The sequence below is a fragment of the Billgrantia hypersalina genome (assembly GCF_052584175.1).
The window spans coordinates 31556-56875 of record NZ_JBMIQI010000008.1; the positions used below are offsets into that span (position 1 = coordinate 31556).

Annotated in this window: 27 protein-coding genes and 1 pseudogene; 16 read left to right on the plus strand and 12 right to left on the minus strand. The window is 65.9% G+C overall.

Annotation, left to right across the window (positions count from 1 at the left end):
• Complete coding sequence (gene dctP / locus ACOJCM_RS05480; protein WP_445211057.1) at window positions 1–1104, minus strand: TRAP transporter substrate-binding protein DctP; 1104 nt, start codon at window positions 1102–1104, stop codon at window positions 1–3.
• A gap of 487 nt (window positions 1105–1591) precedes the next feature.
• Here dctP and ACOJCM_RS05485 point away from each other — a divergent pair, with 487 nt between their 5' ends.
• Together ACOJCM_RS05485 and ACOJCM_RS05490 are read left to right on the plus strand one after the other, a co-directional pair.
• Window positions 1592–3697 (plus strand): tRNA(Met) cytidine acetyltransferase TmcA, encoded by a 2106-nt coding sequence (locus ACOJCM_RS05485; protein WP_445211058.1) that lies wholly within the window; start codon window positions 1592–1594, stop codon window positions 3695–3697.
• A 63-nt stretch (window positions 3698–3760) separates the two neighbouring features.
• A complete protein-coding gene (locus tag ACOJCM_RS05490; protein ID WP_445211059.1) occupies window positions 3761–5239 on the plus strand; it encodes an aminoacyl-histidine dipeptidase in 1479 nt (492 codons plus the stop codon).
• Between the two features lie 78 nt (window positions 5240–5317).
• Here ACOJCM_RS05490 and ACOJCM_RS05495 read toward each other — a convergent pair whose 3' ends face one another.
• Both ACOJCM_RS05495 and ACOJCM_RS05500 read right to left on the minus strand, forming a co-directional pair.
• Window positions 5318–5881, minus strand: coding sequence for a type 1 glutamine amidotransferase domain-containing protein (locus ACOJCM_RS05495; RefSeq protein ID WP_445211060.1), 564 nt, complete (start codon window positions 5879–5881; stop codon window positions 5318–5320).
• Between the two features lie 187 nt (window positions 5882–6068).
• On the minus strand, window positions 6069–6542 hold the full coding sequence (locus tag ACOJCM_RS05500; RefSeq protein ID WP_445211061.1) for a Dps family protein: 474 nt from the start codon (window positions 6540–6542) through the stop codon (window positions 6069–6071).
• A gap of 272 nt (window positions 6543–6814) precedes the next feature.
• Between ACOJCM_RS05500 and ACOJCM_RS05505 the strand changes: the two genes are divergently transcribed.
• Genes ACOJCM_RS05505 through ACOJCM_RS05520 form a run of 4 tightly spaced genes read left to right on the plus strand, consistent with a single transcriptional unit; the run spans window position 6815 to window position 9473 of the window.
• Window positions 6815–7366 (plus strand): hypothetical protein, encoded by a 552-nt coding sequence (locus ACOJCM_RS05505; protein WP_445211062.1) that lies wholly within the window; start codon window positions 6815–6817, stop codon window positions 7364–7366.
• A complete protein-coding gene (locus ACOJCM_RS05510; protein WP_445211063.1) occupies window positions 7366–7725 on the plus strand; it encodes a hypothetical protein in 360 nt (119 codons plus the stop codon). Before ACOJCM_RS05505 ends, ACOJCM_RS05510 begins: the two co-directional genes overlap by 1 nt.
• A 33-nt stretch (window positions 7726–7758) precedes the next feature.
• Window positions 7759–8430, plus strand: a complete 672-nt coding sequence (locus ACOJCM_RS05515; RefSeq protein ID WP_445211064.1) for a DUF1007 family protein — start codon at window positions 7759–7761, stop codon at window positions 8428–8430.
• Window positions 8431–8441: 11 nt separating this feature from the next.
• The gene (locus ACOJCM_RS05520) at window positions 8442–9473 is read left to right on the plus strand and encodes a nickel/cobalt transporter (RefSeq protein WP_445211065.1); all 1032 of its coding nucleotides are present in this window, start codon (window positions 8442–8444) and stop codon (window positions 9471–9473) included.
• Between the two features lie 7 nt (window positions 9474–9480).
• Here ACOJCM_RS05520 and ACOJCM_RS05525 read toward each other — a convergent pair whose 3' ends face one another.
• Window positions 9481–9903 carry an HIT domain-containing protein gene (locus tag ACOJCM_RS05525; RefSeq protein WP_445211066.1) on the minus strand — a complete coding sequence of 141 codons (423 nt, stop codon included), beginning with the start codon at window positions 9901–9903 and terminating at the stop codon, window positions 9481–9483.
• Window positions 9904–10030: 127 nt separating this feature from the next.
• On the opposite strand from ACOJCM_RS05525, the gene ACOJCM_RS05530 reads away from it, so the two are divergent.
• From ACOJCM_RS05530 to ACOJCM_RS05540, 3 genes are all read left to right on the plus strand, one after another.
• Window positions 10031–10162: an entericidin A/B family lipoprotein gene (locus ACOJCM_RS05530; RefSeq protein WP_445211067.1), complete on the plus strand. Its 132-nt coding sequence runs from the start codon at window positions 10031–10033 to the stop codon at window positions 10160–10162.
• A gap of 103 nt (window positions 10163–10265) precedes the next feature.
• Complete coding sequence (locus tag ACOJCM_RS05535) at window positions 10266–10397, plus strand: entericidin A/B family lipoprotein (RefSeq protein ID WP_445211068.1); 132 nt, start codon at window positions 10266–10268, stop codon at window positions 10395–10397.
• Window positions 10398–10568: 171 nt separating this feature from the next.
• Window positions 10569–10835 carry an I78 family peptidase inhibitor gene (locus tag ACOJCM_RS05540; protein WP_445211069.1) on the plus strand — a complete coding sequence of 89 codons (267 nt, stop codon included), beginning with the start codon at window positions 10569–10571 and terminating at the stop codon, window positions 10833–10835.
• 5 nt (window positions 10836–10840) lie between these two features.
• Here ACOJCM_RS05540 and ACOJCM_RS05545 read toward each other — a convergent pair whose 3' ends face one another.
• The 4 genes and pseudogenes from ACOJCM_RS05545 to ACOJCM_RS05560 form a co-directional block, all read right to left on the minus strand.
• Window positions 10841–11359 (minus strand): acyl-CoA thioesterase, encoded by a 519-nt coding sequence (locus ACOJCM_RS05545; protein WP_445211070.1) that lies wholly within the window; start codon window positions 11357–11359, stop codon window positions 10841–10843.
• A 13-nt stretch (window positions 11360–11372) separates the two neighbouring features.
• Entirely contained in the window at window positions 11373–11756 is a 384-nt protein-coding gene (locus ACOJCM_RS05550) for a DUF1622 domain-containing protein (RefSeq protein ID WP_445211071.1), read from the minus strand.
• Between the two features lie 80 nt (window positions 11757–11836).
• Window positions 11837–13147 (minus strand): short-chain fatty acid transporter, encoded by a 1311-nt coding sequence (locus tag ACOJCM_RS05555; RefSeq protein ID WP_445211072.1) that lies wholly within the window; start codon window positions 13145–13147, stop codon window positions 11837–11839.
• Between the two features lie 93 nt (window positions 13148–13240).
• Window positions 13241–14582: pseudogene (locus ACOJCM_RS05560) on the minus strand (MATE family efflux transporter).
• Between the two features lie 139 nt (window positions 14583–14721).
• Between ACOJCM_RS05560 and ACOJCM_RS05565 the strand changes: the two are divergent.
• Window positions 14722–15042: a hypothetical protein gene (locus tag ACOJCM_RS05565; RefSeq protein WP_445211073.1), complete on the plus strand. Its 321-nt coding sequence runs from the start codon at window positions 14722–14724 to the stop codon at window positions 15040–15042.
• A gap of 86 nt (window positions 15043–15128) precedes the next feature.
• Here the strand turns inward: ACOJCM_RS05565 and ACOJCM_RS05570 are convergent, their stop codons facing one another.
• The 3 genes from ACOJCM_RS05570 to ACOJCM_RS05580 all read right to left on the minus strand — a co-directional run bounded on the left by ACOJCM_RS05570 (window position 15129) and on the right by ACOJCM_RS05580 (window position 17892).
• Complete coding sequence (locus tag ACOJCM_RS05570) at window positions 15129–15377, minus strand: YfhL family 4Fe-4S dicluster ferredoxin (RefSeq protein WP_445211074.1); 249 nt, start codon at window positions 15375–15377, stop codon at window positions 15129–15131.
• A gap of 81 nt (window positions 15378–15458) precedes the next feature.
• Complete coding sequence (coaD, locus tag ACOJCM_RS05575; RefSeq protein WP_445211075.1) at window positions 15459–15938, minus strand: pantetheine-phosphate adenylyltransferase; 480 nt, start codon at window positions 15936–15938, stop codon at window positions 15459–15461.
• A gap of 76 nt (window positions 15939–16014) precedes the next feature.
• Entirely contained in the window at window positions 16015–17892 is a 1878-nt protein-coding gene (locus ACOJCM_RS05580) for a beta-ketoacyl synthase (protein WP_445211211.1), read from the minus strand.
• A gap of 299 nt (window positions 17893–18191) precedes the next feature.
• Here ACOJCM_RS05580 and trmB point away from each other — a divergent pair, with 299 nt between their 5' ends.
• From trmB to aroQ, 6 genes are all read left to right on the plus strand, one after another.
• On the plus strand, window positions 18192–18905 hold the full coding sequence (trmB, locus tag ACOJCM_RS05585; protein WP_445211076.1) for a tRNA (guanine(46)-N(7))-methyltransferase TrmB: 714 nt from the start codon (window positions 18192–18194) through the stop codon (window positions 18903–18905).
• Window positions 18906–19235: a DMT family transporter gene (locus ACOJCM_RS05590; protein WP_445211077.1), complete on the plus strand. Its 330-nt coding sequence runs from the start codon at window positions 18906–18908 to the stop codon at window positions 19233–19235.
• A gap of 36 nt (window positions 19236–19271) precedes the next feature.
• Window positions 19272–20735, plus strand: a complete 1464-nt coding sequence (gene dacB, locus ACOJCM_RS05595; protein WP_445211078.1) for a D-alanyl-D-alanine carboxypeptidase/D-alanyl-D-alanine endopeptidase — start codon at window positions 19272–19274, stop codon at window positions 20733–20735.
• A gap of 52 nt (window positions 20736–20787) precedes the next feature.
• On the plus strand, window positions 20788–21159 hold the full coding sequence (locus tag ACOJCM_RS05600) for a diacylglycerol kinase (RefSeq protein ID WP_445211079.1): 372 nt from the start codon (window positions 20788–20790) through the stop codon (window positions 21157–21159).
• 77 nt (window positions 21160–21236) lie between these two features.
• Window positions 21237–24218 carry a bifunctional [glutamate--ammonia ligase]-adenylyl-L-tyrosine phosphorylase/[glutamate--ammonia-ligase] adenylyltransferase gene (glnE, locus tag ACOJCM_RS05605; protein WP_445211080.1) on the plus strand — a complete coding sequence of 994 codons (2982 nt, stop codon included), beginning with the start codon at window positions 21237–21239 and terminating at the stop codon, window positions 24216–24218.
• A 34-nt stretch (window positions 24219–24252) separates the two neighbouring features.
• Window positions 24253–24693: a type II 3-dehydroquinate dehydratase gene (gene aroQ / locus ACOJCM_RS05610; RefSeq protein WP_445211081.1), complete on the plus strand. Its 441-nt coding sequence runs from the start codon at window positions 24253–24255 to the stop codon at window positions 24691–24693.
• A 47-nt stretch (window positions 24694–24740) separates the two neighbouring features.
• Here aroQ and ACOJCM_RS05615 read toward each other — a convergent pair whose 3' ends face one another.
• Window positions 24741–25241, minus strand: coding sequence for a DUF4142 domain-containing protein (locus ACOJCM_RS05615; RefSeq protein ID WP_445211082.1), 501 nt, complete (start codon window positions 25239–25241; stop codon window positions 24741–24743).
• Window positions 25242–25320: the final 79 nt, after the last annotated feature.

A 25320-nucleotide genomic window follows, 5' to 3' on the forward strand; every position in this document is an offset into this window, starting at 1 on the left:
TTACTGGTTCATGCAGGACTCGAGCTCATCCAGGGACGGCAGGTTGTCCATGGTGCGGCTCATGTTGAAGGGAGCGGAAATGTCGCGCCACGTGGCGTAGTGCTCCAGGTAGCTGACCATGGAGTGGTAGATCTTGGCGTGCATCGGATCCTCGCAGGCACCGCGCAGGATCACCTCGTTGGTGATCTCCTGGATGCGCTCCAGGTCCTCGTCGGAGAGCTGGTGGATCTCGACGCCAGCTTCCATGAAGGACTCGGTGCCTTCAGTGGAGCCGCGCTCGGACCAGGCCAGCGACCAGGCCATGGTGGCCTCGGCGGCGATCTTCAGCTTCTCCTGGGTCTCCTCGGAGAGGGCGTCCCAGGCATCCTTGTTGATCATCACGCCGAAGACGCTGGCGGACTGGTGCCAGCCCGGCACTGACCAGTGGTCCGCCACCTCGGCGAAGCCGGCCTGGAAGTCGACGCCCGGGGTAGAGAATTCGCCGGCATCGATCACGCCGCGCTCGATGGCCTGATAGACTTCGCCGCCGGCCAGCGTCACCTGGGAGCCCCCGAGCTCTTCGAGCACGCGGCCCTGGTCGCGGCCTGAGAGGCGCAGGCGCTTGCCGTCCAGGTCGGCCAGGCTCTCGATCGGGGTGCGGCCCATGAAGCCGGACTCATTGTTGGTGATACCGTAGGGCAGGTAGACCATGTTGTACTCGCCGTAGACCTCCTGGTAGAGGTCCCAGCCGCCCCACTGGTTGATCCAGTTCAGGTAATCGACACCGTTGAACAGGCTGGTGGTGGTGGCCAGCGGCGAGAAGGCGGGGGAACGGCCGGCCCAGTAGCCGGGCCAGTCGCCGGCGGCCTCTATGCTGCCGGTTTCGGTGGCGTCGAATACCTCGGTGCCGGGCATCAGCGTACCGCCGGCACGGAACTCGATCTGCAGCTCGTCACCGGCCAGCTTGTTGACCAGCTCCGCCCAGTGGCGATCGATCTCGATCAGTGCCAGGTTGTCCGGCCAGGTCGTGGTCATGGTCCACTGTTCCTGGGCCTGAGCGGTGGTGGTGAAGGCTGCCAGGGCGACGCCTGCAGCGAGACCGGTCAATGCGAATTTCTTGTTCATCGTGTCGTGCTCCCTTCGGTGTTTTATTGTGTTACCGCAAAACGCAAAGTAGAGAAGAGCCATGCCGAAGCAGCGTGCCGGAGGCGCCCGCGGCTTGCCGGTCCGGCCGCTCGGCAAACATCGACAAGCTAGCATGGTGGCATGATCGGAATCGATAGCTTGCCATGGCGAACGTAGCGCCCCGGGTGGGCTCACGTCGGTCATAAGTTACGTTTAATTAAGAAATGCGGGAAATAGATGTGCCTGTATTTCAAGGCAAAATAGCGAGAGCCTGGCAAGGTGCGGGAGAAACTGCTGCCAAAGATCCATAGACCAAAGTCTGACGCTGGATGTCGATTTCTTTTGCTGCAGCGCCACGAAAGGTGGCGCTAAACCGCGCAGTAGACGACAACCGCTTGTCGGACAAAGGCGGGATGGCGCCGTGTTTCGCAACAAGACAAGGGGCGGGCAAGGGCGAGTGTTCCATACGACGAGGAGCGGGCTGGAAATGAACACGTATGGGGAGCGAGAGATCCTGCACTGGTCCCAGCAGCTGCGTCGGCGAGGCTGGCGTGGTCTGGTGTGGCTGGCGGCGGCTTCCGGGCCGGCGCGTCAGCGCGCTGTCGCGTTATGGCAGGCCCATGGCTGGCTAGCTCCCTGCTGGGTATCGCCGATGCCGCCCGGTGCGCCATGCGATGCTGCCTGGCTGCCGCCCGCCCAGGCCCGGACGCGCCTGGGCGGCGAACATGATCTGATCGTTCTCGATGCCGCCTCTCCTGAGGCCGCCTTCGATCCGGATGCCTTCGGTGCCCTGAGCGGGACCTTGCGTGCCGGAGGTCTGCTGTTGCTGATGACGCCTCCGCCTCCCGAAGCCGGCAATGACGCCCCCCAGAGCCGCTATATGGCTCGCCTGGTGGGGCGGATGTCCCAGGCGGATGGCGTGGTGCGCTGGGAGCCTGGTGCGCCTTTCGTACTGCCCGAGCCAGGCGAACCTCGACCCCGTTTCGACCAGGTGGGGGGTGATCCGGCCTGCCTGACCCGCGATCAGGCAGAGGCGGTCCGACGACTGGTCGGCCTGCGGCGGCGACGCCCGCTGGTCCTTACCGCCGACCGTGGTCGCGGCAAGACCGCGGCGCTCGGCATTGCCTGTGCCCGCCTGATGCAGGCGGGCCAGCAAGAGGTCTGGGTGACGGCACCGCGTCCCGAAGCAGTGGCGGCGCTGTTCGAGCGCCTGGAGGCGCTATGTCCGGGGGGGAGGCGGCATGGCAATCGCTTCTGGGCCGAGGAGGGCGGGTGGGTCGAGTTCATCGCGCCCGATGCGCTGAGCGCCAGGGCCGAGCGTGGCGAAGCCGGCGGCAAGGGCAGCTGGCTGCTGGTGGATGAAGCCGCCGCCATCCCTGCGGCCATGCTGGGACACTGGCTCGAGGTCTTCCCGCGCATCGCCTTCGCCACCACCGTGCATGGCTACGAGGGCTCCGGGCGCGGCTTCGCCCTGCGTTTCCGTGAACGGCTCGCGCGGCAGGCGCCCGACTGGCGCGAGTTCCAGCTCGCGGCGCCGGTTCGCTGGGCCGAGGGCGACCCGCTCGAGCGTCTGGTCAACGACCTGCTGTTGCTCGATGCCGAGCCATCGGCGGACGTGCCCCTGGCGACGCCCACCCCGACGTGCTGGCAGCGGGCGGTGCTCGCCGAAGACGAGCGCACCCTGCGCGACATCTTCGGCCTCTTGGTCCAGGCCCACTATCGCACCACCCCCGCCGACCTGCAGCGCCTGCTCGACGAACCGGGGTTACGCATCACCACCCTGACGGCACATGAGCGGACCCAGGCCGTGGTGGTATGTGCCGATGAAGGCGGTTTCGCCCCGGCGTTGGCAGAGCGCGTGGCTCGGGGCGAGCGCCGCCTGCCGGGGCACCTGCTGGCGCAGTCGCTGGCCGCCCATGGGGGCTGCCGCGAGGCGCTGACGGCGCGCCTGCGTCGCGTGCAGCGCCTTGCTGTGCATCCGCTGCGTCGCCGCGAAGGGCTGGGGCGGCGGCTGCTGGAGCATGAACGAGAGGCTGCCCGGGAGGCCGGAATGGACTTGCTGGGGGCCAGCTTCGGCGCCGAATCGGGACTGCTGGCCTTCTGGCAGGCCTCGGGCTTTCGCACGGTGCGGCTGGGGCTGTCGAGGGAGACCTCGACGGGGGAGCATGCCGTGATGGTCGTCGCCCCCCTCAGCCCTGAGGGGGAGCGGCTGGCCGAAGCGCTGACGCAGCGCTTCCAGCGGCTTCTGCCCGCGCTGCTGGCCTTCGAACTGGCGACGCTCGATCCCGCGGTCGCCCTGGCGCTGCTGGCGGAGGGTGTTGCCCCGACGCTGGACGGCGCCGAGCGCAGGGACGTATTCGACGTGGCCCATGGCCATCGCGAGCCGGCTCTGGCGCGCCCGGCGCTACAGGCCCTGGTGCGGCGTGCGGCAGCCGCAGACGACTGCCGCCCCGAGCTGGCCTGGTTGGCGGCTTGGGCCTTTCAGGGGCGCGATGCCGGTTGGTTGGCCGCCCGGGCCGGTATCGACGGGCGGCGTCAGGTCGTTGGCCGGCTGCGCGATGTGGTGGCGGAGCTGCTGGCGGCCGGGCACTGATCGGGCTTTTCCCGGCGGCGTCGGCCCGGTAAGGTAGCTCGGTTATCCTCATGTAGATAGACCATGAACGAACATCTCGAGCAACTCGCGCCGCAGCCGCTGTGGCGTCACTTCCGGACCCTGTGTAGTACGCCCAGGCCGTCAGGGCACGAGGCCAGGCTGGTGGCCATTCTCGAGCGCTGGGCCGAGCAGCAGGGGTTGGCCCACGATCGTGACGACTTCGGCAACCTTCGCCTACGCAAGCCTGCCACGCCGGGCCATGAAGACGCCCCCGGGGTCATCCTGCAGGGGCATCTCGACATGGTGGCCCAGGCCAACGCCGACCATCCCCATGACTTCACCCGAGACCCGATCGAGACCTACGTGGACGCGGGCTGGCTGCACGCCAGGCACACCACGCTGGGCGCAGACAATGGCCTGGGCGTGGCGGCGGCGTTGGCGCTCCTGGAGGACGATTCGCTGGTTCACGGCCCGCTCGAGGTGCTGTTTACCCTCGAGGAGGAGAGTTCCATGGGCGGTGCGTTGCAGCTGGCGGAAAACTGGCTGGAAGGGAGCGTGCTGCTCAACCTGGACTCGGAGGATCGTGGTGAGGTCTTCATCGGCTGTGCCGGCGGTGCCGACATCGTCGTCGAAGCGCAGCTTCCCACGGCCGAGCCGGGACCCGACGAAGTGGCACTCGAGCTTTCACTCACCGGCTTGGTGGGCGGCCACTCCGGCATCGACATCCACCGCGGGCGTGGCAATGCCAACCGTCTGCTGGTCCGGGTGCTGAGGGCGCTGGAGGACTACGACATCCGCCTGGTCAGTTACCGGGGCGGAACCCTGCGCAATGCCATCCCGCGGGAGGCCTTCGCCACGCTGGTGCTGCCCGCCGACGATGTTGTCGCGACCAAGCGCCGGGTGGCTGCGCTGGAGCAGGAACTGCGCGCCGAGCTGGCCGGCGTCGACGAGGGGCTGACGCTGGCCGTCGCGCCGCTGGCGGTAGCACCTGCCCGGGCGCTCAATGCCCACGCCAGCCACATGCTGCTGGCGGCGCTCAACGTGGCGCCCTACGGCGTGGAGCGCATGAGCAGCGAGGTGCCGGGCGTGGTGGAAACCTCAAACAACCTGGGCGTGGTCAACCTCGACGAAGGGCGTTTTCACCTCTGCGCCCTGGTGCGCTCGCTCCGGGACAGCGCGGTGGCGGCCATGGCCGACCGCTTTCGCGGATTGTTCGATCTCATCGGGGCCCGCACCCGGGTCGAGAATGCCTATCCCGGCTGGACTCCCGCGCCGCACAGCGCCCTGCTGGCGCGCTTTCGGCAACTGCATCGTCAACTGGTGGGCAGCGATCCCGCGGTCAAGGTTATCCATGCAGGGCTTGAGTGCGGCATCCTGGTCGGCAAGTATCCCCGCCTCGACATGATCTCGTTCGGCCCGTCGATACGTGGCGCCCATTCGCCTGACGAGCGGGTCGAGCTGAGTTCGGTAGAGGAGTTCTGGCTGCTGCTGCGAACGCTGATCGAAGAGCTGGCCCAGTCGCCATCGGGGCAGGAGCGGTAAGGCCAGCGCAGTAGGTGGGGGAGGACAGGCCTGCCGCTCGCCGGCCAGGCGAGCGGCAGGGGGCCGGACCACGCCGTCTCAGGCGTGCTGACGGCTATGCTTGCCTTCGGCGATCTCTTCGATGAGCTTGCTGCAGAACGCCTCGAGATCCTCGGGCTTGCGGCTGGTGACCAGGCCGCTATCGACGACGACCTCCTGGTCGACCCATTCGGCGCCGGCGTTGCGCAGGTCCTGCTCCACCGAAGGATAGGACGTCATGCGACGGCCCTTGGCGACGCCGGCATTGATCAGCACCCAAGGGCCATGGCAGATCGCGCCCACCGGCTTGTGGCTCTCGAAGAAGCGCCGGGTAAAGGCGAGCGCCTGTGGGTTCTGGCGCAGGGCGTCGGGATTGAACAGGCCGCCGGGGAGCTCCAGCGCATCGTAGTCGTCGGCATTCGCCTGTTCCAGGCGGCGGTCGACGTCATACGACGGACCCCAGTCGGTACCGGCCCACGCGCGGATGCTGTCCTTGTCCGGCGCGATCACGTGTACCGTGGCGCCCTCACGTTCGAGCGCGGCCTTGGGCTCGCTGAGCTCCGACTCCTCGAAGCCGTCGGTGGCCAGGATGGCAACGGTCTTTCCTTTCAGCTTCTCGCTCATGAGCTACCTCCTTGCAAGCTATGACTGCCGGCTTGGCCGGCAATGGTGGCGAGTGGCTCTTGCGTGCTCCTCCAAGCGTTGTGGCGAATGAGCCCGACGACAAGGGCGGGAATGTTCCAAAACGTCAGCGTGCGCAACGCCATTGTCTATTGCCGGGAGCCGGAGGCCCGGCCTCCCGGCACGATGCTCAGCCCAGGTAGGCGTTGAGCATCCAGACGGTCTTTTCCTGCTCGCGGATATAGTCGCCGGCCTGGGCAGCGGTGCCCTCGTCGTCGGCATCCGACGCCACGGCCAGCAGGTCGCGCTGCAGCTCTATCAGGGTCTGGTACCCCTTGAGCACGCCGCGCACGCAGGCCTCGCCGTCATGCACGTCCTTGTCCTCGCCGATCTGGGCCATCGAAACGTAGTCGCTGTAGGCGTGTACCGGCTTGTGCCCCAGGGTCAGGATGCGCTCGGCCACTTCGTCGATCTTGGTCAGCAGATCGGTGTAGAACTCCTCGAATTTGTTATGGAGTTCGAAGAACTGCGGACCCTTCACGTTCCAGTGGTAGCCGCGCACGTTCATGTAGAAAACTTGATAGTTCGCCAGCAGGTTGTTGAGTTTCTCTGCGAGCTGATTGGCGCTGTCCTGATGCAGGCCGATGGCATTGGTGTCGCTCATGTGCGTACTCCTTTCGCTTGCGAATATGTTGCCGCCCATTCTAGGGCGTCTACGGACGATGCTTAAGCCATATATGACCATGGTTGCGATAGACTGCCTGCATGATGGTCCGGTCCAGGTCGCTGCTGTCAAGGCGCTGCGCGCCCATGTCGCGCTTCGCGCCGCCGCCGCTCGGGAACCCTTGGGCCTGGCGAGACTCTCATGCGTCAGAGGCGGTTGCACGCTGAGCCGGGCTGCGTAGACTGCGGCCAATGACAAACAGGAGAACCTCCATGCGCCAGTGGTGGATGATGCCCGGTCTGGCCTTGCTGGCGGGATGCCAGACGACGCCGACGGACCTGCCTGCAGCAGAGCCTCGGCCCGCAGCCGAGTGCCGTTGGGAAGCCGAAGGTATCGAGTCCCGCGAGTGGGTGCGCCGAGCTCTCGACGCGCTGGAGGCGGACGATTTCGTGGTGCGCGATACCGAGCTGGCGCTGGGAGTGATCAGCGCCGAGCGGACCAGGACCATCCCGGGCTACGGCGACCGCTACGACAGCTGGGAGCGGACCGGCTTCTTCGGTGGCGTTGGCCTGGGGGGCGGTCGCGGCGTCTCTACCGGTGTGATGATCGGCTTCGGCGGTGCCGGCGGCAGTATCACGCAGGATGCCACTCAGCTCGAGCGAGTCTCGGTGGTCGCCGATGACGGCTGGGTGCGGGTCAGCCGCGATATCCAGGTGATCGATTGGCGGGGCGAACTGCGTGAAACGCGAAGCGGCAGCGACACCGCCTTCTGCTCGTCGCTGCGCCAGGCCATCCAGGCGGCGAATCCGAGGGAGGCGCGCTGATGCGAGGTCTCGTCATTGCGCTGATGCTTGTCTTGTTGTCGGGCTGTGCGACCACCGCGCCGGCGCCGGAGCCGCGTGAACTGTCGCTTGCGGCCTCCCCCGAAACGACCCTCCAGGAAATCGTCGGCCTGCTGGTCGACGAGGGCTACGTGATTCGCCATGCCGATGCGGATCTAGGGCGTGTCGAGGCGGTGCTCGCGCGTTGGCCGGGCTACCGGGTCCGGGCGGCGGTCGCAGAAGAGGGCGGGGGCGCCCGAGCTTCGTTGACGGCAACCCGAGATGGCAGGCCGCTGCCGCCGCACCTGCTCGACCCGTTGCTGGCCGAGCTGCAGCGTCGGCTGGGGCTGGCGCCGCGATGATTCCCACCCCGTTAGCATGAGCCCAAGTACCCTATGACTCCTTTGCCTCAACGCTTCATCGCCTGGGCGAAACGAGCCTGGCTGGCGGGTATGCTCGTCCTGCTGCCCGGCCTGGCCCAGGCTCATCCCCATGGCTGGATCGATATCCGTGTGCGCCTGATCGTCGATGACGAAGGGCGACTCGAGGCGCTGCATCAGGCCTGGCGAATGGACCCTTTCTACAGCCTGGTGCTCATCGAGGAGCTGAGTCGGGCCGAAGGCGGGCTGGAAGCGGGGCTCGACCAGTTGGGCAGCGAAATACGCGGCAATCTGGCACCGTTCGACTACTTTACCGAAGTGCGTTTAAGCGACGACAAGCTGGATCTCGGCGAGGTGAGCGAATATACCGTGATGGAGCGCAATGACCGTGTCGAGTTCGTCTTCGTGCTGCCGCTCGCCACGCCTCAGCCGCTGGAAGCGGAGACGCTGCAGTATCAGGTCTTCGATCCCACTTACTATCTCGAGGTCGTCCATGAAGCTGAGGGTGACACGCCCCAGGAGGACGCCTTGACCGTCGGTAGCGAGCTGTCCTGCACCACACGCATCCTGCCCGCCGACCCCGATCCCGAACGCGTGATGGAGGCTTCCATGCTCGACGTGGACGATGAAGCCGAGCCCGGCCTGGGGCGCCATTTTGCCGAAACCGGGGTGGTGCAATGCGGGTGATAACAAGGGCCATGGCCGAAGCCCCCGCCAAGGCATGGCTGCTAGGGCTCGGCTTGCTGGCGGCTGCCGCACTGGCGCTGCTTTTCCTCAGCCAGGGCGGGCTGCAGTCGTTGAGTCTCCAGCTGCTGTCCTGGCAGCGCGACTTCCATCGCGCCCTGACCCTGGCCATTACTCAGTTCTCGAGCACACCTTCGGCGGGTGCCTGGACGGCACTGCTGGGGGTCAGCTTCGGCTATGGCGTCTTCCATGCCGCCGGCCCGGGGCATGGCAAGGCGGTATTGGCAACGTACCTGCTCTCGCAGGGTGGTGCCGTACGCCGTGCCCTTGCGCTCTCCTTCGCCGCCTCGCTGTTGCAGGGGCTGGTGGCCATCGGCCTGGTAGTGGTATTGGTGCACGGCCTGGGCTGGGTGACGCGCCAGGCCATGGGTAGCGTGGCCTGGGTCGAACAGGCCAGCTTCCTGATGGTGACGCTGCTGGGTGGCTGGCTCTGCCTGAGGGCCCTTCGGCAATTGCGCCGGCCGGCCGCAGGCCAGGCGCATCCGGCGGCTCATGCGCATGGCCACCCACCGCATGACCACGACCCCTCGCATGCCTGCTGTGGCGGTCATCACCACGTCGACCCGAACCAGGCCGCCGACTGGCGTACCGCGCTGGCCACGGTCGTTTCTATCGGGATCCGCCCCTGCAGCGGCGGCGTTCTCTTGCTGGGGGCAGCGACTCTGCTGGGCCAGTTCGCGGTCGGTGTCGCTGCGGTGATGGTTATGGCCCTGGGAACGGCGCTGACCGTGTCCGCTCTGGCACTCGCCAGCGTCGTCGCACGTGGCTGGGCCGAGCGGCGCCTCGCGAAACAGGATGGCATGCAGCGAGCCGGTCGGCTGTTGAGCTGGGCCGCCTTGGGCGGCGGGCTTGCCATCATGTTGCTGGGCATCTCGCTAACCATCGCCGGCGTGAACCAGCCCGCTTCGGCGCCGTTGCTGGGCGAGCCGCCGGCCAGGAGCGCTCCCTCGGACTCGCCGCCCACGCGTCACCCCTTCGGGGGCTGAACCGCGCTCAGAGACGCTGCTTGAGCCCGTCCAGCTGGGCCAGCACGTGATCGCGCATGCCGGCCAGCGCGTCAAGGTCGTAGGGCTGCGGTTGCCCTTGGCCCCATACCGGCCCCGGCCAGGCTTCGTCGTCGTGCCGGCGGGCCACGATGTGCACATGCAACTGGGCCACCACGTTACCCAGGCTGGCAATGTTGATCTTGTCGGCCCGGCACAGGGTCTTGAGCATGCGGCCGACCTCGCTGGCCTCATGCCAAAGCTGGCGCTGGTCCGCCTCGTCCAGGTCGAAGACTTCGCTGACATTGGCACGACGGGGGATCAGGAGCAGCCAGGCGAAGCGTGTATCGTCCATCAGCCGCAGTTGGCACAGCGGCAACTCCGCGATCGGATAGCTGTCCTGCACCAGGCGCTCGTCAAGTTCTATCGGCATGCTCATCTCCCGATCCATGGCATCGGCTTCATGATGACACAGAGCGGCCCACCGCGCCCGCCGCGCGGAGAGGCGAAGCGGCACGGCAGCGACTAGATTGAGAACAGGTCAACCACGGAGGTGGAGCATGAAACCTACCCTAGCGTTACTGCTGGCTGTGCTTCTCGGCCTGTCGCTGCTCGGCGGCTGCAACACCATGCGTGGCATGGGGGAAGACATCGAACAGGGCGGCGAGGCGATCCAGCGCGAGGCATCGTAATATTAGCGATTATGCAAAGCGGCAAAGGGCTGTTACGCTTAAATAGCCATTGCTTCAAGGTAAGGAATGGAGTTTCCGAACATCGTTTCAAGGAGATACGACCATGAAGAGAGCGATTGCCCTAGGGTTTGCCCTGTTGATGACCGCCGGTGCCCTGGCGGGTTGCAACACCATGCAAGGTGCGGGTGAAGACGTCGAGCGCGGCGGTGAAGCCGTGCAGGACGCTGCCGAGTAACACGCACGGTCCGGCCTGGCAGTGCACGGGCGACCTGGCAGTCTCCCCGTGTGCTGCCTGTGCAGCTTCACTCCGATTTCCCTTCTCACAGAGAGAAACCCGCCGATGGTAAGCCCCCTGAGGTTGTGCCTGGCTTCTATCAGCCTGTTGTTCCTGGCAGGATGTGCCCCGATGTCGCAGTCAGACGCGCCGCGTGACCCCGCCCCCAAGCCGCCCCAGGTTAGCGAGCGGGAGAACGCCTGCGGTGCAGGGCGTGTGCAGGACCGGGTCGGTCGTCGCTATGACGAGGCGCTGGGCGATTCGATACGCCGCGACAGCGGTGCTGCCGACCTGCGTGTCATTCGCCCTGGCCACGCCTACACGATGGAGTATCAGGGTGACCGGATCAACGTCCATGTCGACGAGGGCGGCACCATTACCGACATCGGCTGCGGCTGACGCCATCATTCACTCACGTGTTCCGCCTGGGTACGACGCTCGGCCTCTTCGGCCTGCTTGCGCAGGGCCTTGCGCAGCGCCGCCTTCTCGAAACGCAGTTTCTGCAGTGGGGTTTCCAGCTTCAAGGGTGGGACAGGTGCCGGATGGCCATCGGCATCCACCGCCACCATGGTCAGGTAGCAACTGTTGGTATGACGAATCACCTTGTCGCGGATATTCTCGGCCACCACCTTGATGCCGATCTCCATCGAAGAGCGGCCCACATGGTTCACGCTGGCCAGGAAGGTCACCAGCTCGCCGACGTGAATCGGCTGCTTGAACAATACCTGATCGACGGAGAGGGTCACGACGTAGTGGCCTGAATAGCGGCTGGCACAGGCGTAGGCCACCTCGTCGAGCTTCTTGAGTATGGCGCCGCCGTGCACCTTGCCGCTGAAGTTGGCCATGTCGGGCGTCATCAGCACGGTCATGCTCAGTTCGTGCTGGCCGGGAAAGTCATGGGGCAGGTTGCCGGAATCGGCCATGTACGATACCTCGTCAGTCGTTCGTGTCGCGCCGGGAGGCACTTTTGTCCTTCCTGTAGCGGCTGTCCTGCCACGGCCAGTGGCCTTCCACTTCGACGTGCAGAGTGAAAGCCAGGAAGGCGCGTATCAGCACGATGATACCCAGGGTGGCGACCTGTTGCCCGGTGTTGGCGATGATGACCGTCTTGATGATGTCGCCGGCGATCAAGAAGTCCAGCCCCAGAATGAGCGCGCGAGCGATACCGTGACGGTAGTGCATGAAAGCCCGCTGTTCGTGAAACATGCGGTAGTGCAGGAATCGCCAGGAGGTGATGGCGAAGCCGCCCACGATGATCGCCACCCCCAGCACTTCGATGACCAGGGCGATTAAGTCGATTCCTTCGATGAAAGGCGACATGAAGACCCTCAGGGTTGGAATGGCAATGGCCCCGGCGAGTGCCGGGGCCAGAAGACCTCGCTCATCGACAAGGGTAGACGTCAGAACCAGGTCAGGCCCACCGAGATGATTACCCCGGTGATCACCAGCTGAATCAGGCAGTAGCCCATGATGTCCTTGGCCTTGAGGCCGGCGATGGCGAGCACCGGCAAGGCCCAGAACGGCTGCAGCAGATTGGTCCAGGCGTCGCCCCAGGCCACCGCCATGGCCACGCGGGGGATGTCCACGCCCAGCGCCTCGGCCGCCGGCAGCATGACCGGGGCCTGAACGGCCCACTGGCCGCCGCCCGAGGGCACGAACAGATTGACGATGCCGGCGCTGATGAACGACCAGAACGGCAACGAAGTCTCCGTGGCGAAGGAGATCAGCGCCTCGGACATGGTCTCGGCCAGCCCCGACTGGACCATGATTGCCATTATCCCGGCATAGAAGGGGAACTGGATCACGATCCCGGCGCCGCCCTTGATTGCCTCGTTGAGGCTCTCCAGCAGGCTGCGGGGAGTACGATGCAACACGATGGCCAGGAACAGGAACATGAAGTTGACGATGTTGAGGTTCAGGCCACCGTCACGCAGCACGAAATGGTCGAGAAGGAAGATCACCCCGGGGATGCCGACCAGCCAGGCAAGCGTCACGCTGTTTTCCAGCCGCTCGGCGGGACGCGTGACGCGCACCCGCGTGACAGGGCCATCGTCGAGCAGCTTGGGGTCGACGTAGACGCTGTCCTTGTCGTCGGGGAGCATGGCCCGGTTGACCAGCGGAATGGCGATGAACAGGCAGACGACGATAGCCAGGTTGAAGAAGGCGAAAATGGTCGAGCCGGTGCCGATGACGCCGATCTGTTCGGCGGTGAAGTGGTCCTCGGTGGCAATGGTCAGCGGAATGGAGCCGGCAAGCCCGCCGTGCCAGACCACAAAGCCGGTGTAGGCGCTTGCCACCAATAAGCGATAGTCGACCCGGACCAGGCGCGCCAACTCCTTGGCGAAAAGCGCCCCAACCACCAGGCCGAAGCCCCAATTGATCCAGCTGGCCACCAGCGAGACGAGCGTTACCAGCAGGATGGCATGCCCGGCGTTCCGGGCCAGGCTGGCTAGCTGTTGCAGCAGCCGCTTGACCGGTGGCGAGCTGGCCAGCATGAAGCCGGTCACCAGAATCAAGAGCATTTGCATGGAGAACGTCAGCAAGTTCCAGAACCCGTCTCCCCAGAAGCGCATCACGGCCAGCGGCGATTGTCGTTCTACGCCGATGGCGGCGGCGGCGGCGACGATCGTCAGCAGCAGCACGAAGATGAAGGGGTCCGGCAGGTAGCGGTCGACCAGCCTGACGGCAGGTCTTGAAAGAAATTTGAGCATGGCAGTGTTCGCTTCTTCTGGTTATCCGGAGTGCGTTCGTGAAAAATAGCGCAATGTCACAGCTTACCCTAATGAAAAGGCGAGCCGGCAGACTCACGAGGGGCGGTCGCTCGTTCGGATGGCGGCTTCGCTGCACGAACCATGACGCCACCGTGTGCGCCGATGGTGCCAATAGTAGCCGACCAGCACCGCCGATCGCACCACACTGAAAGTGAGAAAGGCCAGCCACAGCGCATGGTTTTCGTAACCCGGTGCGGCGATTGCCCGGGCCCCCCACCAGACAGGCAAGTAGAGGACCAGCCCGAAGAAGATGCTGTTGCGCATCTCACGGATCGCGGTGGCGCCGATGAAAACGCCGTCGAACAGATAGCTCCAGACGGCGATCAGCGGCATGACGACCATCCAGGGCAGGTACTCCCCGGCGGCGGTTCGCACCTCGGGCAGGCCGGTCAGCAGGGCGATGAGATAATGACCGCCCAGGGCGAAGGCCCACGGCGCGGCCGGCGATCGCCTCGGCGGCATGGGCGAAGCCGTCCAGGGCGTAGCTGGTGAGCATGATGAACTGCATCAGCACGGCATTGGCGGCGAGTACGGTATCGCCCTGAGCCGCGCCGCGCGAGGTGAAGAACGCCATGGCGAACAGCAGCCCCAGGGTGCGCAGGAAAAGATTGCCATTGACCTGCAACAGCTCGCCGTAAGCCGCCAGGCGGAACAGCCGCTCGCGCAGGAAGCGCCCCTGCAGCAGCTTCAGCTGCCGGGCTACCCACCAGACGCCGAAGGCTAGCGCCGAGTAGTCGGCGATCACCGTGGCCCAGGCCACACCGTTGCTGGTCATGCCGAACCCGACCACGAACAGCAGGTCGAGCAGGATATTGACGCTGTTGGTCAACACCAGGATGGCCAGCGTCACCCGCGAGTTCTGCTGGCCCAGGAACCAGCCCAGAATGGCGTAGTTCGCCAGCACTGCGGGGGCCGACAGGATGCGGATGCTGGCGTACTCGGCGGCGAGCCGGGTGGCGGCTTCGCTGCCGTCGAGTAGCCAGAGCCCGAACGTGATCAGTGGGGTCGAGAAGAGGATCAGCAGCGCCCCGATGGCCATGGCCAGCAGCAGCGCCTGGCCCAGCAGATTGCGTACCTCGCTGTCGCTCTCGCGTCCTACCGCCTGGGCAGTCAGGCCGGTGGTACCCATGCGCAGGAAGCCGAAGCCCCAGTAGAGAAAGCTGAACAAGGTAGCACCCAGCGTCACGCCGGCGAGGTAGCGTGAATCGGGCAGGTGGCCGACCACGGCGGTATCCACCAGCCCCAGTAGCGGTACGGTGATGTTGGAAAGGATGATCGGCCAGGCGAGCGTCCAGATGCGCCGTCGGGCCGAGGCCGGTGTCTCTCGATGCTGGGCTGTCACGTCGTGTCCCGGTGATAACGAACCGAGCAGCATGGCGAGTGAAACGCCATAACGCAACCGGGCATGTCGCCTCTGGATGCCGGGCGCCGGCTATGGGATCTTGGCGTATCGGTGGGTGGCGCTCGGCACGCGATGCCGAACAGGCGAAACGAGGGGAAAGACGATGCGACGCATGGGAAGAGTGACGACGGTCCTGGCGGTGGCGGCAGCGCTGTGGTGCGCCAGCCTCCAGGCGGGGGCCCAGGAACAGCGACTGGAAGCGCGGCCCAGTGGGGCGGCCATGATCGCCGATGCCCTGATTGCACGTCCGCTACTGGCGGTGGCGACGATCGGCGGCACTGCCCTGTTCGTCATCTCACTGCCGTTCTCGGCGATGGGAGGCAACGTCGAAGCGGCCGCCGAGACTCTGGTCAAGACCCCGGCCGAGGCGACGTTCCGGCGCTGCCTGGGGTGCACCTCGATCAATCCACGCCCGTCGCAGGGGCAGCGCTGAGCGGGTCTGCTCCGGTTCGATGTGCGCCAAGCCCCGCAGCAGCAGGGCTTGGGAAGCGAGTACGTCTTTTCGGCGCCGCCTCGGCATTAGGCCGCGGTGATCAACTGGTACTTGGCCATTAGCTCGTCGCGGGTCTCGCGGCGCTCGGGGTCGAGCGGAATGCAGTCGACCGGGCAAACCTGCTGGCACTGCGGCTCGTCGTAATGGCCGACGCACTCGGTGCAGCGACCGGGGTCGATGACGTAGATCTCCTCGCCGGCCGAAATGGCGTCATTGGGGCATTCGGGCTCGCAGACGTCGCAGTTGATGCATTCGTCGGTGATCATCAGGGCCATGGGGCTACCTCGCGATCGGGCAGGCCGCGCACGGCCTCGCCCGGGTAAAGCGACTCGGAAGGAAATTGCCGAGTAATACGGTCAGGTATTGTAATGCTTGCGCAGCGTTTCGGCGACCCTGGGGTGCACCAGCCGGGATATGTCGCCGCCGAGCTTGGCGATCTCCCGCACGATGGTAGATGAGATATAGGAATTTTCTACCGCCGGCGTGAGGAATACGCTCTCGAGCTCCGGTGCCTGGGCACGATACATGTTGGCGAGTTGGAGTTCGTACTCGAAATCCGAAACTGCGCGTAGCCCCCGCAGGATGATGCGCGCGCCTTGCTCGGTCATCATGTCGGTAAGCAGCCCGGAAAAGCCGATCACCTCGACGTTATCGAGCCCGGACGAAATTTCCCGGGCCAGGGCGATGCGCGTGTCGAGATCAAGCGCGGGGTTCTTGCCGGGGCTGGCCGAGATGGCCACCACGACCTTGTCGAACAGAAGCGATGCGCGCTCGATCAGGTCGTAGTGGCCGTGGGTAATGGGGTCGAAAGTACCGGGGTAGACCGCGATTCTCATGGCGCTCCGCTCAATTGCACAGCTCAGGAGGGCTCAGCGTAACTGCCCGCGACCGAACCGACAATGCCGCGCCGGATCAATCGTCGAGCTTGCCGTAGGGGTTGTCCACCGTCAGCGACACCGGGCGAGCGTAGCCGGGAATGCTGATGGAATGAGCATTGACCTCGAGCTCCGGTCCTTCCAACACGCCTTCGCCGAAGCGATAACGCACCCGGAAATAGCCACGGTCGGCCTCGCTCAGGTAGGCCTGGCCGGCCTGTCGAACGGCCTCGCGGCGCTGGCGCCAGGCCTCGAGGACCCCTTCGCCATGGCGCTGTGCCAGCAGGCGCTCGGTCACGCTGGGCGAGAGCACCACGCCGGTGGCGTTATTGCCACCGAAGCCCTTGGCATTGATGAAGGCGGCGTCGGCCGTGAACGGCTGCGGTTCGCGCGAGAAGTGAAGCCGCTCGGCATGGACGTCGTCCGCCACGGCGTCGAGGGTGGGAATGCCCGGCAGCAACGAATGGGCGAAGCTGCCCAGGGCGCTGGCCAGCTGATCGCCGGCGGCGCTGCCCTGGGAGTGACCCACGAAGGCTTTCACCGCCACCACAGGCCAGCTGTCGATGCCGTGAGCCCGGGCGACCAAGTCGAAGACATGCGATTCGGTGACGCGGTTCTTCGGCGTACTGGTGCCATGGGCGTGGAGGAAGGTGCGTTCGCGCAGGGCCCTATCGCCCAACATGTCGCTGACCAGGGCGGCCGCCTTGCCCAAAGTGATGTAGTTGCCGATACCCGGGGCGGAAATGGAGCGCTTCCAGCCATCGGCATTGACGTAGACGCCGGGTACGCTGCCCAGGATCTCGGCGCCGAGTTCCAGCGCCAGCGTGTCGTCAAGCAGGAGAATGAACTGGCTGGATTCGGCGATGGTGAAGCCGCAATTGCGGGCGAATGGCCGGCAGGCACGCTGATAATCGGAGTCGGTGAGCAGCTCCAGGGCATCCAGCGCCTTGAGGCTCTCGTCGTCGGCCAGGGCGCCCATGGCCCGGAAGCCCTCGATGATCTCCGGGGTCACGGGGGCATCCGAGGTACCCACCATCACCGCCCGGCGTTGGCCGCTGCGAATGTCCTCGACGCCCAGGCGCAAGTTGTAGAGGAAGCTGGCACAGGCCCCCAGAGCCGCGCCGGTACCCCCGACGCTACCCAGCACATAGGCGTTCAGGAAATCGGCCGGCATCTGGCCATAGCCCAGCGGCATCTGCTTGGAGGTGGCGCGGTTCCCCGAGACGAAGCTCTTGAGCAGGCCGCCCCAGCCCTCGTCGTCGAGTTGACCGATGGAGTTGCCGGCATAGACGGCGATTTCGTCGGGGTCGAGGCGATCGCGCACTGCTTCCCACTCCAGGCCGCTGCTGGCCAGGCAGTCGCTGGCAGCGAAGATCGCCATCGACAGGCCGCGTGGATGGTGCACGCTGCGATAGTAGTGGCTGGGGTCGAAGCCGCTGGGTAGCTGGCCGGCGGCTCTCACTTGGGCCGGCCGGGTTTCCGGCAACAGTACATCGAGTTCGCCGGAAGGTACCGTCACCTCCAGGGTCTGGCGGTCCAGCTCGCGTACCTGCCAGGTCGGGGGCAGCCGCTCGGGCAGCTGGCGCCGACGAATGCGAAAGGTCAGTTCCGCCCCCAGGCCGAGGCTGGCGCGCCGATTGGCCGGTAGCCCCTCATCGCGGAAGCGGGGGTCGTCGATGCGTCGAATCAGGGTATGGTCGAGCACTTGCCCGCGGCAACTCTCGGCCAGTCGGCTGGCGTCGGTCTGATTTCCGGCGGCGTCGTACCAGTTTCCATCCCGGTAGCTGCCCTGTCCCATCAGGGCCGCCAGGCCGAGTAGCAGGGCTTCTTGCTCGGCTTCGGGAAGGGCGTCGATCACGGTGCGACGAAACGCTTGATGGCCAGAGGTTCGCCCGGCGGCGTTGACGCCGCCCATGCCGACGATCACCGGTAAGTGTGACAAGCCGCTTTCCTCGTTGTGCAGTTCGTGCGAGTCAGTATAGGAAGGCGATCATAGCACCGGCCTTGGGACGCCGTCATGGGCACGGGACGCAAGTTGTGGCCAGCAAAGATAAAACAAACGTTTGAGCTGAAGCCGCGGAAGCGCTATCCTGTAGGGGCTGTTTGAGTCATACGAGTGGGTATGTGGGCGCTCCCGAATTGGGTGCGCCTTTTTTTTCGCTCCTCGCCTGCTGCTAGAATGGCCAGTTCGTCTGCTACTGAACCGACTCCGACATGCATGCCACCTCCCGCACCATCGCCACCAACCAGGACGGTCCCCACCGGGACGTGGTGCACCGCGTCGAGCGCGCCCTGCGTTTCCCGCTGCGCAAGCCCATTGCCGAGCACACGCGCCTGGCGTTCGAGCAGGCCTGCGCCTGGATAGATAAGCATGGCGGCCTGGAGGCGCAGCCGCTGGTTCTCGATGCCGGCTGTGGCGTGGGACTCTCGACCCGGCACTTGGCCGCACGCTTCGACGATCACCTGATCATTGGCGTCGATCGCAGCGCCGACCGGCTGGCGCGGGCGCATGGCGAGCTGGCCGGCAATGCCCTGCTGGTGCGCGCCGATCTGGTGGATTTCTGGCGCCTGGCGCTGGCAGCCGGCTGGCAGCCGGCGAGGCATTACCTGCTCTATCCCAACCCTTATCCCAAGTCGGCGCACCTCAAGCAGCGCTGGCATGGGCATCCGGTGCTGCCCGTGATCCTGGCCCTGGGCGGCCGGCTCGAGCTGCGCTCCAACTGGCGCCTCTACGTGGAGGAGTTCGCCCAGGCGCTGGAGCGGGTCACCGGCGTGCGGAGCCCGGTCGAGGCCTTCGAGCCAGATGGCCAGTTCCTGACTCCCTTTGAACGAAAGTACCACGCCAGCGGTCAGTCCCTCTGGCGCCTGCAGGCGGACCTGCCGCATGCCCCGGGGCTCGTCCCAGCCCCCCTGGAAGAGGAACGCTGAATGGCATTCGTCTATCTCGCGTTGGCTATCGTGGCGGAAGTCGTGGCCACCAGTGCGCTCAAGGCAACCGATGGCTTCACCCGCCTCGGTCCCAGCCTGGTCGTCGTGGCCGGCTATGTGATCGCCTTCTTCATGTTGTCGCTGGTGCTGCGCACCATTCCTGTCGGCATCGCCTATGCGATCTGGGCCGGACTGGGTATCGTGCTGGTGGCGTTGGTCGGCGTGCTGGTATATGGCCAGCGTCCCGATCTGCCGGCGATAGTGGGCATCGGCCTGATCGTTGCCGGGGTGGTGGTGATCCAACTCTTCTCACGTATTTCCGCCCACTGAGTGGGCTTTCACAAGTTCTGCATGGATCCGAGCAAAATGAGGGTAAGCGTTACTGCCAGGCTGCGCTGCCTGGTTCTCTTTTGCGGCGTGTTGCTGCCGCTGGTCGCCTCGGGAGATGGCTTCCCCGAGCTTGCGAAAATAACCGAGAAAGGCTTTCGTGTCAGCGCCGAAGCCCGGCTGCTGGGGGACGGCGGTCGACCCGGCGAGGTGCTCGGTGCCATCCAGCCGGAACGCCAGCTCTCCCCGGCCTCGGTGTCCAAGGCCTATCTGGCGGCGGCGGCGCTCGATCGGTGGGGGCCCCAGCATCGCTTCACCACGAAGCTGGCCAGCACTGCCGAACTGGATGCCGACGGCATGCTGCGCGGCGATTTGATTCTCGACGGTGGCGGGGATCCGGCGCTGGCCACCGAGGACCTGTGGCGGCTGGCGCAGCGACTGCACCAGGCCGGCGTGCGCGCGGTGGAAGGGCGCCTGGTGGTCAGCCAGTGGCGCTTCGGTCCGGTGGAGTGCATCACCACGGACCGCTGCGAGGCGCAATCGCGCACCGCCAATAGCTACAGTGCGCTGCTCTCGTCGGCCGGCGTCAACCACGGCAACTGGTGCGTCAACGTGGCGCCGGGGGCCGCTGCCGGTGAGCCGGCCCGGGTCACCAGCTGTGATAGCCAGTCCCTGATCCTGGACATCGACAACCGGATCGAGACGGGCCCGTCCGGTAGCGCCACCGAGTTCAGCGCCGAGCGCGTCACTCGCGAAGAGGGCGACACGATGCTGCTGCGCGGCCAGGTAGCGCACGATGCCTCACCCCGCGACGTCTACCGAGCCAGCGGCGACCCTGCCCGCCAGACCGCGCGTACGCTGATGGCCATGCTCGAGCAGGCGGGTATCGCCGTGGGGCAGGGCTATACCACCAGCATCGAGGCGCCGCCTGCCTCTGCCCGCACCCTGGCGCAAGTGGAGGGCAAGCCACTGCAGGAGCTGTTGCTGCAGGTCATGAACTACTCCAACAACTTCATGGCCGACGTGCTGGCGCTCAACCTGGTCGAGACGCCCCGGGCAAGCCTGCTGCAGGCGGGCGAGGCAATTCAGGATTACGTGATCGGCTTGCCCGACCACGGCCCGGTGGTCATGCTCAGCGGCAGCGGCTTGACCACCGAGAATCGCACCTCGGCCCGGGGGAGCAATGTCTTGCTGGAGAGCATGTTCCACCGTTCGTCACTGTTTCCCAGCTTCGTTGCCAGCTTCCAGTCGCCCTCGAATGGCGTGTCCCGTTTCATCCGCCGCGGCTCGTCGCTGGTCCAGGATCACGTCATGCTCAAGACCGGTACGCTCAACCAGCCGTATGCCGTGCGCGCGGTCAGCGGTTACCTGCGCACCCGCTCGGGACGCTGGGGCGTGTTCACGGTGATGGTCAACGGCACGGCATCTACCCCCTGGCTCAACTGGGCGCAGGTGCTGGATCCTCTCGCCCGGGATCTGGAGCGCATGATCGAGGCGCATTGAGCCCTGCCACCGACTGCAAGCCCCCTACTATCCAGGTAAGGACAGCGAGACGATGAAACCAGCACGTACCGGATGGCGCCATCTCATCGATGCCACGGGTTATTCGCTCAAGGGGCTCAAGTTCGCCTTTCGCCACGAGACGGCCTTTCGCCAGGAACTGGCCCTGTGCGTGGTGCTGCTGCCGCTGGCCTGGTGGATCGGCTCGGGGCCGGTGGAGTGGATCCTGCTGCTGGGCAGTTGCCTGCTGGTACTCATCGTGGAACTGATCAATAGTGCCATCGAGAGCGTGGTGGATCGCATCGGCACCGAGCATCATGAGCTGTCGGGGCGGGCCAAGGACATCGGCTCGGCGGCGGTGATGCTGGCCCTGCTGGCCGCCGGCCTGACCTGGGGGCTGCTCGCCTGGCAGAAATTCTTGGGCTGACCGCCTCGCACGGGGTGCCGCTGCGATAGCGCCTTCGTTATGCTGGAGGCAACCCAGCTGCAACAAGGCGCGCTGCCATGCCCCTACCCGATGATTTCCTGCCTGCCGACGAGCTTTCCCCCGCGCTCGCGCCTGCCCTGGAGAAAGCGTGGCAACGGCTCAGCGAGAGCCTGGCCCAGGCCGACAATATCGCGGGAATGACCGACCAGGAGGCGCCGTCCGAGAACTGGCTGGCGCTCGCTCCCGCGCGCCGGCGCCAGCTGGCCCGTGTCATTTCCATTTCCGATTTCGTCCTCGACACGCTGGTACGTCACCCCGACTGGCTACAGCATCTCGACGCGAGCGGCGAGCTGGATGAAGCCCCCACGGCCGACATTCAGGGCGCCTGGCTCGCCGAGCGGCTGGAGGGCGCCGAAGACGAAGCGGGCCTGCAGGCCGCCCTGCGTCGCTTCCGCCGGGCGCGCATGCTGGGGATTGTGTGGCGCGACCTGACCCGGCCGCCGGGCGTCGACATGTGGTCCACGGCCGCGTCGGTGTCGCGGCTGGCCGAAGTCTGTCTCGAAGGGGCGCTGGGCTGGCTCGAGCGACACTTCGAGCCGCGCTGGGGCCGCCCGGCGCCGCGGACCGACGGCAGCGAGCAGCGCCTGGTAGTGCTGGGCATGGGCAAGCTCGGGGCCGGCGAGCTCAACCTCTCCTCGGATATCGACCTGATATTCGCCTACCCCGAGAAGGGCGAGACCCAGGGCGGGCGCAAGGCGCTCGAACACCAGGAGTACTTCACCAAGCTGGGGCAGAAGCTGATCGCCGCGCTGGATGCCGTCACCGCCGACGGTTTCGCCTTTCGCGTCGACATGCGCCTGCGTCCGCTGGGCGATGGCGGCCCGCTTGTCGGCAGCTTCGCATCGCTTGCCGCTTATTATCAGGACCAGGGCCGGGAGTGGGAACGCTACGCCATGCTCAAGGCGCGACCGGTGGCCGGCGACCTGGAGGCGGGCGGCGAGCTGCTTGGCAATCTGCGCCCCTTCGTCTATCGCAAGTATCTCGACTTCGGTGCCATCGAATCGCTGCGCGAGATGAAGGCACTGATCAATCGCGAAGTGAAGCGCCGCGGCATGCAGGCCAACATCAAGCTCGGCCCTGGCGGCATTCGGGAAGTGGAATTCGTGGTCCAGGCCTTCCAGCTCATCCGCGGCGGGCGCGATACCGAGCTGCAGGTCACCTCGCTGCGCACGGCATTGTCACGCCTGCCGGCGCTTGGCCTGTTGCCCCAGGCCGTCGTCGACGAGCTGGAGCCCGACTACGTTTTCCTGCGCGACCTTGAGCACGTGCTGCAGGCGCTGGAAGACCGCCAGACCCAGAGCCTGCCGGAGGAGCATCTCGACCGCGAGCGTGTCGCCCAGGCGCTGGGCATGGAGGATTGGGCGGCGGTCGTGGCGCGGCTCGAGGAGGTGCGGGGCCGGGTGCGCCGCCACTTCGATGCGGTCATCGCCGATCCCGAGGAAGAGGTCGAGGAGGCGAGCGAGGCGCAGGGCGAGGAGACGTTCTCGCTCGGCGACTGGCGCTCGCTGTGGTGCGGCGAGCTCGATGCCCAGGAGGCGCAGGCGATGCTGGAAGAAGCGGGCTTCAACGAGCCCGACGTTGCCCAGCGGCGCCTCGCGACCCTGCGCCAGTCACGCCAGGTCCAGTCCATGCAGCGCATCGGCTACGACCGCCTGGAAGCCCTGATGCCGCTGCTGCTGGATGCCGCGGCGGCAAGCGACGCCCCCGACATTGCCCTTGAGCGGGTGCTTCCCCTGATCGAGGCGGTGCTGCGACGCACCGCCTACCTGGCGCTGCTGCGCGAGAATCCCGAGGCGTTGAGCCATCTGATGGGGCTGTGCGGCGCCAGCCCCTGGATCGCCGAGCAGCTGGCCCGCTACCCGCTGCTTCTCGATGAGCTGCTGACGCCGGATACGCTCTACACACCCGCCGACAAGGCGAGCCTGGCCGATGAGCTGCGCCAGGCCCTGGGACGCATTCCCGAGGACGATGAGGAGGCCCAGCTCGAGGCCCTTCGCGTATTCAAGCACGCCCACGTACTGCGGGTCGCGGCGTCCGACATCGCCGGTACCCGCCACCTGATGAAGGTTAGCGACTATCTCACCTACATCGCCGAGGTGCTGCTGGAAGCGGTGCTGGCGATGGCCTGGCGCCATCTGGTACGCAAGCACGGCTATCCGCAGCGGCGGGATGGTTCGCGGGCCGGGAGCGAGCCGGAGTTCCTCATCGTCGGCTACGGCAAGCTGGGCGGCATCGAACTGGGCTACGGCTCCGACCTCGACCTGGTCTTTCTCCATGACGCCGACTTGCACGGTGAAACGGACGGTGCGAGGCCGCTCGATTCCCCGGTCTTCTTCACCCGCCTGGGGCAGCGCATCATCCATTTGCTTACCGCGACGACACCGGCCGGCACGCTCTATGAAGTGGACATGCGCCTACGCCCCTCGGGTAACGCCGGCCTGCTGGTCACGACGCTCGACGCCTATGCCGACTACCAGCGCCGCGAGGCCTGGACCTGGGAACACCAGGCGTTGGTACGCGCCCGCGTGGTGGCGGGCCATGCCCATCTGGCCGAGGGGTTCGAGGCGGTGCGCCGCGAGATCCTGGGACGGCCGCGCGAGCGCGAGGCTTTGCGTGACGAGGTGGTCAAGATGCGCCGCAAGATGCGCGACCACCTGGGTGGCAAGAGCGGAAAAGGCGAGTTCGATCTCAAGCACGACCCCGGCGGCATGGTCGACATCGAGTTCCTGTGCCAGTTCGCGGTGCTTTCCATGGGCCACGAGACGCCCGAGCTGCTGCAGTGGAGCGACAACATGCGCATCCTCGAAACCCTGGAGAGCAGCGGCCGTCTGCCCGCCGAGGAGTGCCAACGCCTGCGCGAGGCCTACCTGGCGTTGCGCAGCGCCGCGCATCGCGCCTCGCTGACCCGCCAGCCAGCCCGCGCTTGCGACGCCGATTTTCACGACCATCGCCAGGCGGTGATCGACGCTTGGCAGCGGTTGCTCGAGCCGCAATCGTGACCTCACCCGACCTGTTAGCACATGAGAGAAACCGATGAACAAGGTTCTGATCCTGCACGGCCCCAACCTCAACCTGCTGGGCACCCGCCAGCCCGAGATCTATGGCCGCGAGACCCTGAGCGACATTAACAACGCGCTGTACGAGAAGGCTGCGGTCAACGGCTGGGACATCAAGGCGCTGCAGAGCAATCACGAAGGCGAGCTGATCGACGCTCTCCACGCCGCGCGTAATGATGGCACTGCGGCAATCATCATCAACCCGGCTGCCTACACCCACACCTCGGTGGCCATTCTCGATGCGCTCAACGCCTTCGAGGGCAAGGTGATCGAGGTGCACCTCTCCAACGTGCACAAGCGCGAAAGCTTTCGCCACCACTCCTACGTCTCGCTGCGTGCCGACGGTGTGATTGCCGGGCTCGGCAGCCAGGGCTACCTGGCAGCAATGGATGCGATCATTCGCGCTGCCAAGGGCTGAATCCGCTCCTCGGGCTCGCATCAGCGGGCCCACCTCGAGCGAGTGTGCTAGCGCAGGGATTCGACGCGCGCTCGGTTCTTGAGCAGCGATTCGTGGGTTACCCGCAGGTGGTTGTCGAACTCGGTCAGCTCCGACTCTTCGGCCGAGCGTTCTCGCTCGAGATAGTCGATGGCGGCAGCGAGCAGGTTTTCCTGGTACTCCAGGTAGGCGGCATCGAACGCTTCGCCCTCCGCGTTCTGCAGTGTCTCGTAGTCTTCATGGTCGTAGGCGGCCGGTTCGTCAACCGAGGTATCGCTCCGCTCGGTAGCCTTGGCCAGCCACTCATCGAGGATGGCGTGATCGCGTCGAAGCGTGTTGGCCAGTTGGGCGATCTCGTCGCGTTCGGCGCGCTCCTCGGCCAGCTCGGCCAGCTCCACCTGGTGCTGATGCAGGGCACGCAAACTGGCCTGAACCGCCTCGCGATTCTCATCCGCCAGCGCTGGAACGGCCGCCAGGCTGACCAGCACGGACGCGAAGATAATCGTATGCTTCGCAAGAAAGATTTTCATTCCTTTGCTCCGATGTTCCTGAATTGGGGCGTACCAGATTCCTAGTTTGCAGGATGGCTCTTTGCTACCTAAGGTAGAA